Source organism: Pararobbsia alpina (assembly GCF_965118125.1).
GTDB classification, from domain to species: Bacteria; Pseudomonadota; Gammaproteobacteria; order Burkholderiales; family Burkholderiaceae; genus Pararobbsia; species Pararobbsia alpina_A.
Window position 1 is genome coordinate 203,747 of sequence record NZ_OZ221288.1, and the last position, 18,034, is coordinate 221,780.

The 18,034-nt window shown below is 61.3% G+C and carries 14 protein-coding genes; 8 read left to right on the forward strand and 6 right to left on the reverse strand.

The features are described 5' to 3' along the window. Positions 1-113: 113 nt before the first annotated feature. From ACMFWR_RS19410 to ACMFWR_RS19420, 3 genes are all read right to left on the reverse strand, one after another. A complete protein-coding gene (locus tag ACMFWR_RS19410) occupies positions 114-1,262 on the reverse strand; it encodes a GNAT family N-acetyltransferase (RefSeq protein ID WP_413196323.1) in 1,149 nt (382 codons plus the stop codon). 300 nt (positions 1,263-1,562) lie between these two features. Next, complete coding sequence (locus ACMFWR_RS19415) at positions 1,563-1,889, reverse strand: hypothetical protein (RefSeq protein ID WP_413196324.1); 327 nt, start codon at positions 1,887-1,889, stop codon at positions 1,563-1,565. A gap of 245 nt (positions 1,890-2,134) precedes the next feature. After that, positions 2,135-2,725 (reverse strand): hypothetical protein, encoded by a 591-nt coding sequence (locus ACMFWR_RS19420; RefSeq protein ID WP_413196325.1) that lies wholly within the window; start codon positions 2,723-2,725, stop codon positions 2,135-2,137. A gap of 259 nt (positions 2,726-2,984) precedes the next feature. Between ACMFWR_RS19420 and ACMFWR_RS19425 the strand changes: the two genes are divergently transcribed. Together ACMFWR_RS19425 and dbpA are read left to right on the forward strand one after the other, a co-directional pair. Beyond that, entirely contained in the window at positions 2,985-3,158 is a 174-nt protein-coding gene (locus ACMFWR_RS19425; RefSeq protein WP_413196326.1) for a hypothetical protein, read from the forward strand. Between the two features lie 12 nt (positions 3,159-3,170). Then, complete coding sequence (gene dbpA, locus ACMFWR_RS19430; protein WP_413196327.1) at positions 3,171-4,649, forward strand: ATP-dependent RNA helicase DbpA; 1,479 nt, start codon at positions 3,171-3,173, stop codon at positions 4,647-4,649. A gap of 190 nt (positions 4,650-4,839) precedes the next feature. Here dbpA and ACMFWR_RS19435 read toward each other — a convergent pair whose 3' ends face one another. Then, positions 4,840-6,783 carry a diguanylate cyclase gene (locus ACMFWR_RS19435; RefSeq protein WP_413196328.1) on the reverse strand — a complete coding sequence of 648 codons (1,944 nt, stop codon included), beginning with the start codon at positions 6,781-6,783 and terminating at the stop codon, positions 4,840-4,842. A 784-nt stretch (positions 6,784-7,567) separates the two neighbouring features. Between ACMFWR_RS19435 and ACMFWR_RS19440 the strand changes: the two genes are divergently transcribed. Both ACMFWR_RS19440 and ACMFWR_RS19445 read left to right on the forward strand, forming a co-directional pair. Further along, entirely contained in the window at positions 7,568-8,107 is a 540-nt protein-coding gene (locus tag ACMFWR_RS19440; protein WP_413196329.1) for a hypothetical protein, read from the forward strand. A 167-nt stretch (positions 8,108-8,274) separates the two neighbouring features. Next, entirely contained in the window at positions 8,275-9,189 is a 915-nt protein-coding gene (locus tag ACMFWR_RS19445; protein WP_413196330.1) for an oxygenase MpaB family protein, read from the forward strand. Here ACMFWR_RS19445 and ACMFWR_RS19450 read toward each other — a convergent pair. Continuing rightward, on the reverse strand, positions 9,161-10,174 hold the full coding sequence (locus ACMFWR_RS19450) for a LysR family transcriptional regulator (RefSeq protein ID WP_413196331.1): 1,014 nt from the start codon (positions 10,172-10,174) through the stop codon (positions 9,161-9,163). The genes ACMFWR_RS19445 and ACMFWR_RS19450 overlap by 29 nt on opposite strands. Positions 10,175-10,372: 198 nt before the next feature. Here ACMFWR_RS19450 and ACMFWR_RS19455 point away from each other — a divergent pair, with 198 nt between their 5' ends. The 4 genes from ACMFWR_RS19455 to ACMFWR_RS19470 all read left to right on the forward strand — a co-directional run bounded on the left by ACMFWR_RS19455 (position 10,373) and on the right by ACMFWR_RS19470 (position 17,475). Further along, positions 10,373-11,203: an alpha/beta hydrolase gene (locus ACMFWR_RS19455; RefSeq protein ID WP_413196332.1), complete on the forward strand. Its 831-nt coding sequence runs from the start codon at positions 10,373-10,375 to the stop codon at positions 11,201-11,203. 48 nt (positions 11,204-11,251) lie between these two features. Then, positions 11,252-12,427: an efflux RND transporter periplasmic adaptor subunit gene (locus ACMFWR_RS19460; protein WP_413196333.1), complete on the forward strand. Its 1,176-nt coding sequence runs from the start codon at positions 11,252-11,254 to the stop codon at positions 12,425-12,427. Between the two features lie 297 nt (positions 12,428-12,724). Continuing rightward, positions 12,725-15,928 (forward strand): efflux RND transporter permease subunit, encoded by a 3,204-nt coding sequence (locus tag ACMFWR_RS19465; protein ID WP_413196334.1) that lies wholly within the window; start codon positions 12,725-12,727, stop codon positions 15,926-15,928. Between the two features lie 14 nt (positions 15,929-15,942). Next, on the forward strand, positions 15,943-17,475 hold the full coding sequence (locus tag ACMFWR_RS19470) for an efflux transporter outer membrane subunit (protein ID WP_413196335.1): 1,533 nt from the start codon (positions 15,943-15,945) through the stop codon (positions 17,473-17,475). A 167-nt stretch (positions 17,476-17,642) separates the two neighbouring features. Here ACMFWR_RS19470 and ACMFWR_RS19475 read toward each other — a convergent pair whose 3' ends face one another. Further along, positions 17,643-17,954: a hypothetical protein gene (locus ACMFWR_RS19475; protein WP_413196336.1), complete on the reverse strand. Its 312-nt coding sequence runs from the start codon at positions 17,952-17,954 to the stop codon at positions 17,643-17,645. Positions 17,955-18,034: the final 80 nt, after the last annotated feature.

The window sequence follows — 18,034 nt, forward strand, 5'->3', positions numbered from 1 at the left end:
ATGGTTGTCCAACGGCGAGGCCACCCGCATGCATGTCGGTTGGCTTCGCCGAACGGCGGACTTGCCCGTATGAGTGCTTTACGGCGCAATTCGAGCGAGCTTGACCCGTATTCTTAGGTTAGGGAGGTCTTTGCGCAATCAGGGTTGTTGTCAGTGTGTTGCAGTTCGGGTTCGTTCGTGTTCCGAAAGAATTGACGCAGGGTGCGCTTGAGCAGTATGGCTGCATGGCCCCAACGTGAATTGATGAGATGCAGCGTCCACACTTGGGAGGCCTTGCCGCGGCACCAATACGACTTGAAGGGCTCGGATCCGACGCCGAAATCGAGGTCCCATCGATGATCGAACGACCATCGAACACCTTGTTCGACCGCGATGGATCCTGGGCTGGCCTTGCCATGGCGTGCGTCAAATGCGCCGATGATCGCGTGGGCGCAGGGGTTGCCGATGCTGGTGATCAGCGCGGCGACCGGCTCGTCATCGAGCGTGACGACGATCATGCGTGCCATCGGTTCGCCGTCGTGCGGGGTCAGCAGGTCAACAAGAAAGTCGCGATAGTGAGGCGAAGTGATCCAGCTCTCCATCTTGTCGACACGCTCACCCCATTCGCGTTTGTGCTCGAGCAGCCAGTCTACGAAACGCGTGTTTGACGTTCGGTCTGAAGGGTCGGTCATCTGCACCCGTACGTCGCCTTCCTTGGAAAGGCGCCGAGCGAACGTGCCGGGCTTCTTGCGGAACAGCGTGCCGAGCGATTGGCAAAAGGGTTCCCACTCGCCTTCGCTGCGTAGCTTCGCGACCCATGCATCGTGGCGGGTCGCAAGCAGCGTGCGGCGTTCGCGTGAAGCGATGCGATACAGATCCTGGGTTTCCCGGAGATAGGGCATCTGGAGGAAGTCGGCGCCGCAGCGCCGGCGCGCGACCTCCCAGGCACCGGCGACCAGCGTCGATGCACCCGGTCCTTCTTCGACGAGCACGCTGGTGTAGTCGCCCGCGTCGGGGCTCAGCGGCAGCACATAGTTCCACAGCCACTTTCGGTAGGTGACGAGTGGCCAGATCACGACGACGCGTCCATCACGACGTCCGACAATGCAGCGCAGTCGTCGGCCGAGAGGCTTGCCGACGTGCTGCCAGGCGAGCTGACAGACCGTGAAGGCCTGGTAATAACGGCCTTGCGCGCGGTCCCAGAGTGCATTCCATTCGGTTTCGAGGGCGCGGAAACCCGCCTCGTCGCTGACGATTTCGTACTGCGAAGCAAGGTCGATCATATCGGTCGTGTCACGCTTCAGTGAGCAGCGGATGAATTCAACGATCCGGACGGTGGTCAAACCACAGGAGAAATGCGAACGCGTCCGATTCCTCCCGTATAAACGAAACGGTGTTTGAAGTTATTCCGTTGGGAAAATGAAATTAGTTTGATATGGGGGTGAAAGAACGATGAGCGCGCGAAGCAGCCCTGATTGATGCGGGGCACGAACGGATCCGTCGATCAGTCCGAGTGCCCCTCCCCGCAAAGATGGGAAGTTAGGGGAAACGCGATGTCGGGACGGCTTCAGCGCAGCGAAGTCTCATGATGCGATGTCATCCGGTACGGCGATGTCCGCGTGCCCATGCCAAGGCGTCGAGCGGCGCCGCCCGATGACGAATGTGCCCTTGACCTTCTGATCTTGAGCGTCGGCATAGACGATGTAGAAAGTCGCCCGAGTCGACAATTCGAATGTGCGACGCAATTCGTCCGCGAGTTCGCGCTTGAGGTCGTTCTCATACGAGTAGTTGAGAAACGCGAAGCACCGACCACACACCGTTGCGGTGTGGAGATCGAGCCACGTGTAGAGCCCCTCGTAGTCGCCGGGGATCCCCATGTCATATGAGAGCCAGATTGGTTGTGTTTGCATATGTGTACCCGTGGGAAGTATCTTTTTAGCCCGCTTTGAACGGCCACCCGTACCTGAAGTAGACCCAAAGCAACGTACCTGCAGAAGCGAGCACGGCGACGATCAGTTCTGTCACCCACATACGAGTTTTTTCAGACATGAGAGGTTTCCTTTGATTGACGACGTCGTAGCGGTGAGCAGTCAGTTAGGTGGCATCAGAAAGATGACTGCCGCTAACGTATACATGACCGAAAGCCCAGCGACGATCACGTAGGAAACCAAGCGAAAGGTGCCTTCTGAAATGCCATACGACTCTTCTGACATGTGATTTCTCCCTTGATAGACGCGTCCAGTGTTGTGTGGACGCACGACATTAAGAAACATGCAATGACGCTGATGCCAAGCGACCATAGGAAGGGGCGGCCGCCGAGCGAGCGGGGCGGCAACTTCGGAAGAGACTTGCCCCGTTTTTTGAGCGGTAGGGTGCCCGGTACTGCACCTGCGGCGGCGATCATGGCTCCGATAAATGCTCCGACGTAGAGGAAGGCCGCGAACATTTCATATTTGGTGTCTGGAACGCATGTCCTTAGCGTCCCCATCTCGAACAGTCCCGCTGCACACCATGCGAGTGCGACGTAGCCAAGCTGTCCGTCAACATACGGAGCCGCGAGTAGCGCCTTGACCTCGCTTGAAGGAGTGCGATGGGCGTCATGCCGAACACGAATATCGTCCGTGAGCAGGATCAGCATCGATCCGATCATCGGAGAGAGAGCGGGCACCCACACGGACGCGATGCCCCACGCAGTGAACATTGCGCTAAACGCTGCCCACATTGCTGCACTGCTGGTGAGGTCCATGGAGACTCCTACGGCCAATCGAAGCGAGACAAAAGCGATGAGCCATTTTATCGACGCACTTTCCCCCGCAACAGCTAGCCTGACGGCCTATGAGGAGCTATATCGTTCGGAATATTCCTGTTTGGCTTAAACCTATCCTGAAGGTCTTAGAAGCAGCGTATGTGTTCAGATTCATCTCGGTGCTCATGCAGATTAATCGCACCGATTTCGGTGCCCATCGCGACCCGAAGTAAAATGGCGCCCTGTTCTGGAGAAGCCGATGTTCACGTGTAAAAACCAGTCGTGCGGAGCGCAGTGGGATCCGTCCGAAGTCGAGATTCATAACGAAGGGCAGGGCATGCTATTTCGCTGCCCGATGTGCGGTGCTCGCAACTATGTCGAGCAGGTCACGAAGAAGGACGGTACGGTCGTCTATGAACAACCCCGCCAGTAACGAGAGACGTCGATGACCGAAACCAATCCTGCCGCGACCCCCGGCGCCGATACCCCGCGCGACGCGCAGGCACAGGCCCGCGCCAATGCGCAAGACGCACCGTTCAGCGCACTGCCGCTGTCGGCGTCGATGCTGCGCAACCTCGAGCAGCTCGGCTACCTGCGCATGACGCCGATTCAGGCTGAGACGCTGCCGCTTGCGCTCGCCGGCCACGATCTGATCGCACAGGCCCGCACGGGTAGCGGCAAGACGGCCGCGTTTGCGCTCGCGCTGCTGTCGCGTCTCGACGCGAAACGCTTCGCGGTCCAGGCGATGGTCTTGTGCCCGACGCGCGAACTCGCCGATCAGGTTACGCAGGAAATCCGCCGTCTTGCTCGCGCGGAAGACAACATCAAGGTCCTGTCGCTGTGCGGTGGCACGCCGCTGCGCCCGCAGATCAACAGCCTCGAACACGGTGCGCATATCGTCGTCGGCACGCCGGGCCGTCTGCTCGATCACCTCGAACGGGGTTCGCTGGACGTGTCCGGATTGAACACGCTGGTGCTCGACGAAGCGGACCGCATGCTCGACATGGGCTTCTTCGACGAAATCGCGACGGTTGTGCGCCAGTGCCCGAAAGAACGCCTGACGCTGCTGTTTTCGGCGACGTATCCCGACGGCATCGCGAAGCTGAGCCAGCAGTTCATGCGTGCGCCGCGCCAGATCATGTTGAAGCAGACGCACGCCGAGACGAAGATTCGGCAGCGCTTCTACGAAGTGGCCGATCACGATCGCCTTCACACGGTCGGTATGCTGCTGAATCACTACCGGCCGGTCAGTGCGATCGCGTTCTGCAACACGAAGCAGCAGTGCCGCGACCTGGTCGATGTGCTGCGTGCCGAAGGGTTCGAAGCGCTTGCGCTTCACGGCGACCTCGAACAACGCGATCGGGATCAGGTGCTGATCCAGTTTGCCAACCGCAGTTGCTCAGTGCTGGTCGCGACCGACGTCGCGGCACGCGGCCTGGATATCGCTCAGCTCGAAGCCGTGATCAACGTCGATGTGACGCCGGATCCGGAAGTCCATGTCCACCGGATCGGCCGCACGGGTCGTGCCGATGAGGAAGGATGGGCCTGGAGCCTCGCGAGCATGGACGAAATGGGTCGTGTCGCGAACATCGAGCAAGCGCAAGGCCGCGAGGTCACGTGGCATTCGTTGTCGGAGCTCACGCCGGCAAGCAACACGCCGCTGCAGCCGCCGATGGTGACGCTGCAGATTCTCGGCGGGCGCAAGGAAAAGATCCGGCCCGGCGACGTGCTGGGCGCGATGACAGGTGAAGCGGGGCTCGACGGCAAGAAGATCGGCAAGATCAACGTGACCGACATGTCGACCTACGTGGCCGTTGCGCGGGACATTGCGCGCGATGCCGTCAATCGCCTGTCGTCGGGCAAGATCAAGGGCAAGCGTGTGAAAGTGCGGCTGCTGACCGATGCGCCGCGACGCGAGGATTGATTCTCAGAGGATCGCGCTGCAAGAGATGACTCGCGCGTTGTCGGTAACGCGCCTGCACCGGATGGGTCAAAGTGCCGGCGCGTACGCAGCGGAAGCGCTGATCAATTTACGGCTGCCGCGTTAGGAAACGAGCCCGCCGGCTCGGTGGCGGCGGCGTGCGGTGCACGCATCGCCGCCGTCAAACATCTCATCACGCGGCCGAAGTCTCGACCTTGTGGGGTTCCGCCACGGAGATCGTTTCTTCGCTAACGGTCTCCGTGTTCCTGAAGTCCGCCGGACGAAGATCCTCAGCGGCCGGCCACACACGATTGCGACCAAACGCCTTGGCGCGATAGAGCGCTTCATCGGCCTTACGCACGAGCATGTCCTTCGTGTCGTAGTACGGCGAAATCGACGCAACACCGATACTGACCGTCACACGGCGGTCCGGCTCGCCCGGTTCGTTCAGCAACAACGCACTGATCTGCACGCGCATGCGCTCGGCCAGCACGGCCGCGCCGTCGAACGACGTGTTCGGCAGAATGACGGCGAATTCTTCACCACCGTAGCGAGCGGGCGTATCGGGCGGGCGCTTGCATGCACGACCGATCGCCACGGCGACCTTCTTCAGGCATTCGTCACCGGCTTGGTGACCGTGCACGTCGTTGTACTGCTTGAAGTAGTCGACGTCGATCATCAGCAGCGAGATCTCCATCGCGTTGTCGCGGCGAGCACGACGGTACTCGCGTTCGAGCGCTTCGTCGAAGAACCGGCGGTTGTACAACTCGGTCAGGCCATCGCGGTGGGCAAGCTCGCTGAGGCGCGCATTGGTTTGCTCGAGGGCCTGCTCGACCTTCTTGCGTTCCGTGATATCGCGCGTGGCGCCGATAAATTCGATGAGTTCGCCCGTCTCGTCGTCTTCCGACTCGACGCGCACCGCCCGCAGAATCGTTTCGACCCAAACCTCTTCGCCATCGACACGCTGCACACGGTAGTTGAACGTCTCACGACCGAGCGACAAGCGCACGCGTTCGAACGCACTGCGCACGCGCGGCACATCTTCCGGCACCACGAGCGACCACTTCGACATCTTGATCAGCGCTTCGGGCTCGTAACCGAAGATCTCGCGCACCGAAGGCGACACATACGTGAGCCGCATCGACGCATCCATCCGAATGATCACGTCCGAGGCATGTTCCGCAAGCGTGCGGAAGCGCTGTTCGCTGACGCGGAGCTTGTCGGCGAGGCGTTGCCGTTGCATCTGCAGCGACGACAGCGGGTACGTGAAGGCGAGCGCCGCACCGAAAAACAGCTGCAGCTGCTGAATGCGCTCCGCCATCGTATTGGTGTGCAACAGCATGAACGGGCCGGTGCCGCGCACGGTGAACGCAATGGCGATCACCATACTTGCCCCCAGGCCGATCACCGCACCCGAGAACCCGGCATTGAAGATGGCGACGCCGAGTGCGAGGTAAATCAGATAGAGCAGCGGTGCGTGCGACTGCGCAAACACCGCGGTCGTCGTTGCCAGCACAAAGGCGAGCGACAACACGATACGAAGGAGCCGCGCCGGATTGGCGATGCGCATATCGCTCGCACCGAACAGCACCATCGTCACAGGCGCGCACATCGCGATGCCGAGCGCATCGGCGGGAAACCAGCGAGCGAAGGTGGCCACGGGCGGCGCGCCTGAGGCGAGATAAAGGACCGTGGTCGCGGCAAACGTCGCAATGGCCGGCGCGACTACGATCGCCGACACCGCAAAACGCAGCACCCACAGGGGTTCGCCAAAATGACGACGGCCGACGTTCGACGAACGGCATCCCAGCGCCGCGATGGCGATTTCAACGGAATTAGTCAGTGCAAGCAGGCACGCCGTGATCGGCGGATCGCCGGCGGCGAGGTTCGCGACGATGTTGCCGACCCAGGCCCAGGCAATCGTGCGGAACCACGAGCGGCTCTGGCCGGTGAGCAACAGGCCCAGCACCACGCCGTTGGCGGGCCAGACGACGGCCAGACGTTCGTTGGCCTCCGTCAGTTCGATGCTCACATAACAGAGCAGGCCGACGCTCAGGGCGATCAGCAATGCGCGAACGACCGGCCCTCCTTGGATGGGCAGGTTCGATGTCCACGCTTCAGTGCGCATCACTTTCATCGGTGTCCTTGTCCGGCGGCCAGTGAGCTTGGGCGGGCTGCACGCGTCGTCGATGAGCTGTTGTTCTTGGGGTCCTGCCGTCGCGCAAGCCTGCTGCGAGCACGCAAAACCCCGTGATAGTTCGAGAGTGAACGCATGATGAAGCTTGGAAGCGTCGGTCAAAACGAGGAATAGATGCCGAGATCACGCCTATATCCGTATTTTTTTCGTGATCACGGGGAAACGCGAATTCCACAGACAAGTGTTTGAAAACGAACAGACAATTGTGAAACGGGTGTTTAGCGGGGGTGGGGTGGAGCTAAACGCGGGAGGGGCTCGTCACGGCAAACTCGGGTCATCGGTCAGATATTCCGAATGAAAGGGCGGCGACTTAGCGTCATTGCGGGAGGCACGGGTCGATTCGCGATGGCGGATGACTCCTACGATGGAAGGCGTTCGCTCCTTCTTGATGGGAGTTCCGAGGGCCGTCGAAGCAAAGCCTGATTCGCAATCCGGGACGAGACACCGCCCACTACGTCACCGGTATGACTACACGCAAGGTACTTCGTTGGAATGCCGCAGATCGCGGAAAGCTTGCTTCACCTTTCCATTTGCCCATCGGCGAATGTGATTTTCTCATTCAACGGGAAAACACCTATGGATGAAATAGGTGCCGATTAAACAATAATGCTATAGATGGATTTGTCTGAGCAATGAATTTCTGTTGGATTTTCTTTGAGTATCATGCAAAGGATGGAGAATTCAATTAAGAAGCAATCAATAAATTTTTCGGGTGATCGATATCATGCCGACTGAAATGAATTCACATGAGTACCGTCTGACTGGCCGGTTCTGGGCGGCGGTTGCCATTGTCGTAGTGTGCGTCCCCTTGATTGCCTGTATTCATTTTTTTCCGACGACATCCTGGTATGGGATATTGGGGTGGTCGCGCTTTTCCGGACTCACGCTCGCACAGCACGATGAGATACTTCAGTATGGACTCGGAATAGGAGCCGCCGTTGCAATGGTAGGTAGCTTGACCGTGCACTGGACTAGCCGCACCTTGTTGATTTCGCCGGGCAGGCTCACTGTTTTTGGATCGAAATTGTCTGGACAAAATCCATGCGTGATTCCGCTCGCGCGGATTGAAAATCCCAACCGATTTGTCAGAGACTTATCGCTCAGATTCGACAATGCACTGACTCGACGGTTGCGAGAGCGAGTGCGGTTCAGCTACGGCGGGCAGACTTTCGATTTTTGCAACGCGCAGTTCCGTAGCAATGCAGAATTCGAAGATTTTTGCATGCGTGTTGGTTTGCCAAAAGCGTCCGGCTACGGTCAATAACGGAACACGCGCGTCGATTCCGACACGAAGGTACTCGCCGCGTGGCCGACGCCAGCCATCACCCGCGAGGTACAGAATCGAAGCAGGACGACTCCCCACTCCCGGTGCGACAATCCACTCCTACTTATCCGCTGAATAGCGGACACGAATCGGCATCGGGGCGTCAGATGGTCAAGGAATACGTGCGCAAGCAGATTGAAGGGCAGGTGTTGGGCATTTCGATGCCGGCGCGCGCACCGCTGAAGCTCGATTTTCTCAATCCGCCCGGCGACCGTGGATTATTCGGCCCCGGCGCGGCGTGCTGGGAAGTGCATGGTGATTTCAGCTCGATGCTGATCGGCGGCATGAGCGCCTTGCTGCTTCAGATGCTCGATCCACTGGCGCTGGCCGGCGTTCTCGACTATTCGAACTTCCGCGCCGATATGCTCGGCCGTCTGCGCCGCACGGCGCAGTTCATCGCCGGCACGACGTTTGGCAGCACCTACGACGCCGAGCGCCTGATCGAGCGGGTCAAAGCGATTCACCTTGAAGTCAAAGGCGAGACGAAGGATGGGCGGGCGTATTCGGCGACCGATCCTGAACTGCTGACGTGGGTTCACGTCGCCGAAGTGCACAGCTTTCTGCAATCGCACCTGCGCTACAAGAACCCGCATTTGTCGCCCGCGCGCCAGGACCAGTACTTCGATGAATACGCGTTGATTGCCGAACGTCTCGGTGCGGCGCACGTGCCGCGTTCGCGTTCGGCGATCGAACGCTACCTCGATGAACGACGCGGCTTGCTCCGGTGCGACGCGCGCACGCTCGAAGTGTTCGACATTGTGATGGACGCGCCTTCGCCAGGCACGTCGTCGCGCTGGTTCACGTGGCTCGTCAAGCGCGCGGCGGTGGATTTGCTGCCGCCGTGGGCGCTCGAGTTGTTCGGCCGCGAACCTCTGAGGCCGGCCGTCAGCGCGGCGCTTCACACAACCACGCGCCTCTCCGTCAAGCCGATTCGCTGGGCGGTCAGAAACAGCGCGTCGGCGCTGGCGCACCGACGCGTGCAGGCCGATCCCGTCAGATCACCATCTCCGACGCATCAATAACGGTCGGGATCTGCAGGCGCGAACGGACCGCGCCAGCAGGGGCGGTCGTCGGCAGGCAATGCATCGCCGACTCATCCTGCCCTTGCAGCAGCGGGCAACGCTCGAAAATCTCCGCAACCCACTCGACGAAAACTCGCACCTTCGACGACAAATGCCGGTTATGCGGGTACACCGCCGAGATCGGCATCGGCTGCGGCTTCCATTGCGGCAGGATTTCCTTGAGCTGTCCCGAACGCAAATACGGCAGCGCCATAAAGCGCGCGGGCTGGATGATCCCGTACCCATCGACACCGCACGACATATAGGCTTCAGCGTCGTTGACCGCAATGGTGCTCGGCACTTTGATCTCGGTCGCCTGCTCGTTGACCATAAAGTCCATGTCGATCACGCGGCCCGTGCGGCTCGAGAAGTAGTTGACCGCCATATGGTTCTGCAGGTCTTCGAGCGTATGCGGTTCGCCATGACGCTCGAGATACCCGGGACTCGCGCACGTGACCCCCTGAAACACGCCAATACGTCGTGCGACAAGGCTCGAATCCTGAAGTGTACCCACGCGCAGCACACAGTCGACCCCTTCCTGGATCAGGTCGACAGGCTTGTCGCCCATGCCGATCACAAGCTCGATATCCGGGTAACGCGCGCGGAAATCCGGTAGTGCCGGCAGCAGCATCAGCTTGCCGATACTCGGCGGCATATCGATGCGCAACCGCCCGCGCGGCGTTTTGCTGCCCTCATGGAAGGCCGATTCCGTTTCCTCGATGTCGGCGAGGATGCGCACGCACCGCTCGTAGTACGCCGCGCCGTCAGGCGTGAGGTTCAGCCGGCGTGTCGTGCGCTGAAGCAGACGCACGCCGAGGAACGACTCGAGGTTCTGAATGATCGTCGAGACCGACGCGCGCGGCATGTCGAGCGTGTCGGCGGCCCGCGAGAAACTGTTGCTCTCGACGACCCGGGTGAATACCTGCATGGCTTGCAGACGGTCCATATTTTTTGCCCCTTGATACCCAGCACGACCGGCGGATGGGCCGAATCGTTGCACACGCAACAACCCGCGATTGTTCAGAGCGAGTGAATTGTGTTGCCGGATTATAGGCATTTATCAATATTTCAGCCGACGGCAGAATGCAGTGCATTGCAACATCACACTCGTGTCAATACGGGTTGTCCATCGGATTCAGCCTCTATGGCTTATCAGCTCAAAGTCGAAGACGTTCGCATCGCGGGGCACGCACAGCCGATTTCGCTGCGTGTATACCGCCCCGTGCCGCACGCCAAATCCCTACCGGTCGTGTTGTATTTCCATGGCGGTGGATTTGTCAGCGGCTCGCTTGCGGACGCGGAAATGACGGCTTCGGAGCTTGCACTGCGCACGCCGGCGATCGTCGTTTCGGTCGGGTACTCACTCGCGCCCGAATTTCCGTTCCCCGCCGCGCCTGAAGACGCGTATCGCGCGGCGCGCTGGGCGTTCGTCAATGCCCGCGCTTACGGCGGCGCGCCTCAGCGCATCGGCGTCGCAGGCCATGACGCTGGCGCGAATATCGCCGCGAGCCTGACGCTGATTGCGCGCGACCGCGGCGAAGTGCCGATTCGGGCGCAGGCGCTGCTGGCGCCGTTGCTCGATCCGAGCATGACGCGCATCGCCGACGAACGGAAGCTGCGCGAGGCCGATACGGACGTGTCGGAATGCGCGCGCTGCTACCGCGCGTATCTGCCCGAACCCGCGCAGCGCCTGCATCCGTACGCGGCGCCGCTCGAGTCGACGCGCCTTGCGGGCTTGCCGGCCGCGTTTATCGCGAGTGCGGAACACGACCTGTTACATATCGAGGCCGAACGCTATGCGAGCAACCTGATCTCGGCCGGCGTGCCGACGCAGGTTCGCCGCCACAAGAGCGCGAAGCACTCGGCCTTGCCGTCGCTGCCCGAAGTGCTCGACGAGCTCAGTACCTTTTTCAGGCAGCAGCTTGCTGCACCGGTTTCGGCGGCCTCGCCGACGGCGCTGGCGGCCAACCTCTGATTTCAAATAACAAATAACCAATAACAACACTCGCTCCGGAGCTTCGTTATGAAACCCAAAAGCAAGCACATCGTGATCTCTGTCGCTGCGACGCTGGCTGTCGCGGTAGCAGGCACGATCACGGCATTCCACCTTGACCGGTCGTCCGAGGCGCATGCGGCGCAAATGCCGCAAGCCGCTGAAGTCGATGTGGCACCGGTCATCGCCAAGACGATCACGGACTGGCAAGGCTATTCGGGCCGCCTCGAAGCGATCGACAAGGTCGAGATTCGTCCGCTCGTGTCGGGCACGATCGTCGCCGTCTACTTCAAGGACGGCTCGCTCGTGAAGAAGGGTGACCCGCTGTTCACGATCGATCCGCGCCCGTATCAGGCGGAAGTGGACCGCGCAGCCGCGCAGCTCGCTGCTGCCGAAGCACAAGAGAACTACGCGACGACGGATTTCGCGCGTGCGCAACGCCTGATCGGCGACAACGCGATCGCCAAGCGTGACTTCGATCAGAAGGACAACGCGGCACGCGAAGGCATCGCGAACCTCAAGGCCGCGAAGGCCGCGCTCGAGCAGGCGCAGATCAACCTCGGTTACACGAAGGTTGTTGCACCGGTGGCGGGTCGTGTTTCGCGTGCCGAGATGACCGTGGGCAATATCGTGAGCGCCGGTGCGAACTCGGCCATCATGACGACGCTCGTGTCCGTCTCGCCGATCTACGCCTCGTTCAATGTCGACGAACAAACCTATCTTCAGTACCTGAGCCAGAGCGCGAAGGGCGGTTCGGTGCCCGTGCATCTGGGTCTGGCCAATGAAGACGGTTATTCGCGCAACGGTGTCGTCGACTCGGTCGACAACCAGCTCGATACGACGTCCGGCACGATCCGCGTGCGTGCGCGTTTCGACAACAAGGACGGCGCGCTGTTGCCGGGCTTGTTTGCTCGCGTCGAGGTCGGTGGCGGCTCGCCGCACCCGGCCGTCATGATCGACGACCGCGCGGTCGGCACCGACCAGGACAAGAAGTACGTCATGGTCGTCGACTCGACGGACAAGGCCCAGTACCGCGAAGTGCAACTCGGGCCGCTACACGATGGCCTGCGTGTGATCGCTTCGGGTCTCAAGCCGGGCGAGCGCATCGTCGTCAACGGTCTGCAACGTGTTCGCCCTGGTGACCCCGTGCGGCCGAACATGGTCCAGATGGCAGCGGGGCCGCAACCCGCGGCGCAAGGCTCCTGAAGTCAGGGATGGCCTGATCGCCTTCGGGCGACGTGATTTCCAGGCAGTACGTGCAATGCGTCGATTCACGACGCAGGGTGGCGTTTTATCTGCAGTTCCGGTTGAGTCGTGAAGGGCACGCGAATGCGTCGTTGTTAGCGGATTCGCAACGCCCGACATGGCGAACGTTTGCGTCGCGTTCATGGCCTGGTCATGGGCGAGCGCCGATGACCAGAAACGCCGCTCCACCACAGCCTGGATATCCCGTCTCCCGGATCAACAAACCTGGCAGGACAAGCTCATACAGGCGGGAATGCTGTGAATATCTCCAAGTTTTTTATCGACCGGCCAATCTTTGCCGGCGTGCTGTCGATACTTTTATTGTTGGGCGGCGTGATCTCGCTGTTCAATCTGCCGATCTCGGAGTACCCCGAAGTGGTGCCGCCGTCGGTGCTCGTGCACGCGCAGTATCCGGGCGCGAACCCGAAGGTCATCGCTGAAACGGTGGCGTCGCCGCTCGAAGAGCAGATCAACGGCGTCGAGAACATGCTCTATATGCAGTCGCAGGCGAACAGCGACGGCAATATGACGACGACCGTCACGTTCAAGCTCGGCACAAACCCGGACCTCGCACAGCAGCTCGTGCAGAACCGCGTGTCGCAGGCGCTGCCGCGTCTGCCGGACGACGTGCAGCGTCTGGGCGTGACGACCATCAAGGCGTCGCCGACGCTGACGATGGTGGTCCACCTGATCTCGCCGAACAACCGGTACGACATGACGTATCTGCGCAACTACGCGCTGATCAACGTCAAGGACCGCCTCGAACGGATTCAGGGCGTGGGCCAGGTCCAGCTCTGGGGCTCGGGTGACTACTCGATGCGCGTGTGGCTCGATCCGCAGAAGGTCGCGCAGCGTGGCCTGACGGCGACTGACGTCGTCAACTCGATCCGCGAGCAGAACGTGCAGGTTGCAGCCGGTGTGATCGGCGAATCGCCGATGCCGTCGAATGTGCCGCTGCAGTTGTCGGTCAACACGCAAGGTCGTCTGCAGACGCCGGAAGAGTTTGGTGACATCGTTCTCAAGGCGGATTCGAGCGGTTCGGTCACGCACTTGCGCGATGTGGCACGTGTCGAGCTGGCCGCGTCGGAATACGGTCTGCGCGCGCTGCTGAACAATCACCAGGCTGTGGCCATGGCGATTAACCAGTCGCCGGGTGCGAACTCGCTCGCCATCTCGGACGAAGTCCGCAAGACGATGGCCGAGCTGCAGAAGGACATGCCGCCGGGCGTCGAATACCGCATCGTGTACGACCCGACGCAGTTCGTGCGTTCGTCGATTCACGCTGTCGTGCATACGCTGCTTGAAGCCATCGCGCTGGTCGTGATCGTTGTGATCATCTTCCTGCAGACGTGGCGCGCCTCGATCATTCCGCTGCTTGCCGTGCCGGTGTCGATCGTCGGTACGTTCTCGCTGTTGCTGGGCTTTGGATATTCGATCAACGCGTTGTCGCTGTTCGGGATGGTGCTCGCGATCGGGATCGTGGTGGACGATGCGATCGTGGTCGTCGAAAACGTCGAGCGGAACATCGCAGCAGGCTTGAGTGCGCGAGAGGCGACGTATCAGGCGATGCGAGAAGTGAGCGGGCCGATTGTCGCCATCGCGCTGACGCTGGTCGCCGTGTTCGTGCCGCTCGCGTTCATGTCGGGCCTCACGGGTCAGTTCTACAAGCAGTTTGCGATGACCATCGCGATCTCGACGGTGATTTCGGCGTTCAACTCGCTGACGCTGTCGCCTGCATTGTCGGCACTGCTGCTCAAGGGCCACCACGACAAGAAGGACTGGCTCACGCGCGGGATGGACAAGGTGTTCGGCGGCTTCTTCCGTCGCTTTAACCATGTGTTCCATCGCGGCTCTGAGAAGTATGGCCATGGCGTCGCGGGTGTGATCAACCGCAAGGCGCTCGCGATGGGTGTCTATGTCGTGCTGCTGGCGGGTGCGGTGCTGATGAGCAAGGTCGTGCCGGGCGGTTTCGTGCCTGCGCAGGACAAGGAATACCTCGTGAGCTTCGCGCAGTTGCCTAACGGCGCATCGCTCGACCGCACGGAAGAAGTGATTCGCCAGATGAGCGATATCGCGCTCAAGCAGCCTGGCGTGGAAAACGCGGTCGAATTCCCGGGCCTGTCGGTCAATGGCTTCACGAATTCGTCGAGCGCCGGCATTGTGTTTATCGCGCTCAAGCCGTTTGAGGAGCGCAAGGGCAACAAGGCGATGTCCGCCGGTGCGATTGCCGGTGCGCTGAACCAGCAGTACGCAGGCATGAAGGGCGCGTTCGTTGCGGTGTTCCCGCCGCCTCCGGTGCTGGGTCTCGGTACGCTCGGCGGCTTCAAGATGCAGCTCGAAGACCGTGGCGCGCTCGGATATCAGGAGCTGGCCAACGCGACGCAAGCGTTTGTGAAGAAGGCTGCGCAGACGCCTGAACTGAGCCCGACGTTCTCGAGCTATCAGGTCAATGTGCCGCAGCTCAACGTCGATCTCGATCGCGTGAAGGCGAAGCAGCTGGGTGTGCCCGTGACGGACGTGTTCGACACGATGCAGATCTATCTGGGATCGCTGTACGTGAACGACTTCAACAAGTTCGGTCGTGTGTATCAGGTTCGGGTACAGGCAGACGCACCGTTCCGTGCGCACCCTGAAGATATCGGTCTGCTCAAGACGCGCAACAGCGCCGGTGAAATGGTGCCGCTGTCGTCGCTCGTGAAGGTCACGCCGACGTTCGGCCCGGAAATGGTCGTGCGCTACAACGGCTACACGGCGGCGGATATCAACGGCGGTCCGGCACCGGGTTACTCGTCGGGCCAGGCTCAGGCAGCGGCCGAGAAGATCGCAGCCGAAGTCCTGCCGCGCGGTATCAAGTTCGAGTGGACGGACCTCACGTATCAGCAGGTGATTGCTGGCAATGCAGGCCTCTGGGTGTTCCCGATCAGCGTGCTGCTCGTGTTCCTGGTGCTGGCTGCGCTGTATGAAAGCCTGACGCTGCCGCTGGCCGTGATTCTGATCGTGCCGATGAGCTTGCTGTGCGCGCTGACGGGTGTGTGGCTGACGGGCGGTGACAACAACATCTTCACGCAGATCGGTCTGATGGTGCTGGTGGGTCTGTCGGCGAAGAACGCGATTCTGATCGTCGAGTTCGCCCGCGAACTCGAAATGCAGGGCCGCACGATCGTCGAAGCCGCTATCGAAGCAAGCCGTCTGCGTCTGCGTCCGATTCTGATGACGTCGATCGCCTTCATCATGGGTGTGGTGCCGCTCGTGCTGTCGTCGGGTGCCGGTGCGGAAATGCGTCACGCGATGGGCGTTGCGGTGTTCTTCGGGATGCTGGGCGTCACGCTGTTCGGCCTGGGTCTCACGCCGGTGTTCTACGTGGTGCTGCGTAAGCTCGCGGGCGGTGAGCAGCTCGTCGATAAGCATGGACATCAGCCGCATATGCGCGGTGTCGATGCGTCGTTCGACGGTGCGGCCTGAGAAGGCCTGAGGAAATGATCATGAGCTACTTACAGATGAAACGATGGACCGGTGCGTCGATGCTGCTCGCGGCGTTGCTGGCGGTGGCCGGTTGCTCGCTGACGCCGAAGTACGAAACGCCGGATCTCGGCCTGCCGACCGCGTTCAAGGAAACGCCGACGCAAGGCCCGGGTTCGCCGGAAGACACGGGCACGTGGAAGACGGCGACGCCGTCGGAAGCGTTGTCGCGCGGCGAGTGGTGGACGGTGTTCGGTGATCCGGCGCTCAACGACCTCGAAACGCAGGCCGTCGCGGCCAATCAGAACGTTGCAGCGGCTGCTGCACGCCTGAAGGAAGCGCGCGGCTTGCAGCAAGCCGCGCGTTCGGGCTTCTTCCCGAAGCTCGACGCCGGCTTCGGTCCGACGCGTGAGCAGGCATCGGCCGCCTCGCTGCTCGAGCCGGACGGCACGAACGTGCCCGAGCAGACGATCTGGCGCGCACAGGCATCGGTGTCGTATGAGGTTGACTTGTTCGGCCGGGTGGCGGCGACGGCCAATGCGTCGAAGGACGAAGCACAGCAAAGCGCGGCGCTCTATCGTTCGGTGCTGCTCGCGGTTCAGGCCGACGTGGCTGAGAACTACTACAAGCTGCGCGAACTCGATTCGGAAGCCGATATCTTCACGCAGACCGTGTCGTTGCGTGAGCAGGCGCTGAAGCTGGTGCAGCATCGTTACGACGACGGCGATATCAGCGAGCTTGATCTGGCACAGGCCAAGTCGGAACTCGCAAGTGCGAAGGCCGATCAGGTTGGCGTGGCGCGTCTGCGTGCGGCATCCGAGCATAGTCTCGCGGTGCTGCTCGGCAAGACACCGGCGCAGTTCTCGATGGCGCCGAGCCCGCTCAAGACGGTTGACGTGACGGTGCCGGCGGGCTTGCCGTCGTCGCTGCTCGAACGCCGCCCGGACATCGCCGCGGCGGAGCGTTCGATGGCCGCGGCCAACGAGCGCATCGGTATCGCGCGTGCCGCGTATTTCCCGTCGCTCAATTTGACGGGAACCGGCGGCTTCGAATCGGCGACGCTGGGTGATCTGTTCAAGTGGTCGAGCCGTGCGTTCCTGCTCGGCCCGCTCGCCGGTACGGCGTTGACCGTGCCGATCTTCGACGGCGGCGCACGCAGCGGCAATCTGGCCAAGGCGCGCGCGACGTATGAAGAGCAGGTCGCGAATTATCGCCAGCAAGTGCTCGTCGCGTTCCAGGAAGTCGAAGACAACCTGTCGAATCTGCGACTGCTCGACGATCAGATCAAGCAGCAGGATCTGGCGGTGTCGGCGTCGGAACGTGCAGAGCATCTGTCGCAAACGCAGTACACGGAAGGGTCGGTGGCTTACCTCGACGTGATCGACTCGCAGCGTACGGTGTTGCAGGCGCAGCGTGCTTCGGCACAGCTCGCCGGCGCGCAGATGGTCTCGCGCGTCGACCTGATCCGTGCGCTTGGCGGTGGCTGGCAAGGGAGTCCCGCGACGCCGGATCCGGCTGCCGCGGTGCCGCCGGTCGCTTCAGGCTGGTAGTCGTTCAGGCCCGTCGCACAGGATGTGTAGCGGGCCTGATTGCATTTGATGTAGTGGCTTTGTAAAGCCCATGAAAAAAGCCTGCTGTCGAACAACGACAGCAGGCTTGCAATGACGACAGGGTGCGCTTCGTTTGACGGCCTGGCGCGATCCCTTCGTCAGCCGGCTTAAGCCCAGTGGCCTTCAACCCAGACCCAGTGGTCATGGTGATCGTCCCAGTGGCCCGGTACCCAGTGCATGCCAACGCGTTCGGCTTGCCAGTGGCCGCCGATCCAGACGTAACGGCCGTGTTCCCAGCGCCAGTGTCCCTTGTCCCAGACATAGCCGACGCGCGCGGCGGGCACGATTTCAACGCGTTCGGCCGGCGGTGCGTTCGGGGCGACGATGACAACTTCTGCAGCGGTGGCGGTAGCGATCGATGCAGCGCCTGCGGCGATGAAGGCAGCGCAGGCAACGAGATGGCGCAGGGTGGGTTTCATGTGCTTGTTCTCCGTCTTGAGTTGGACCGCGCACTTCGTGTGCGCTTACCGGTTCAAACGCGGTACCCCGGTGGGCAGCG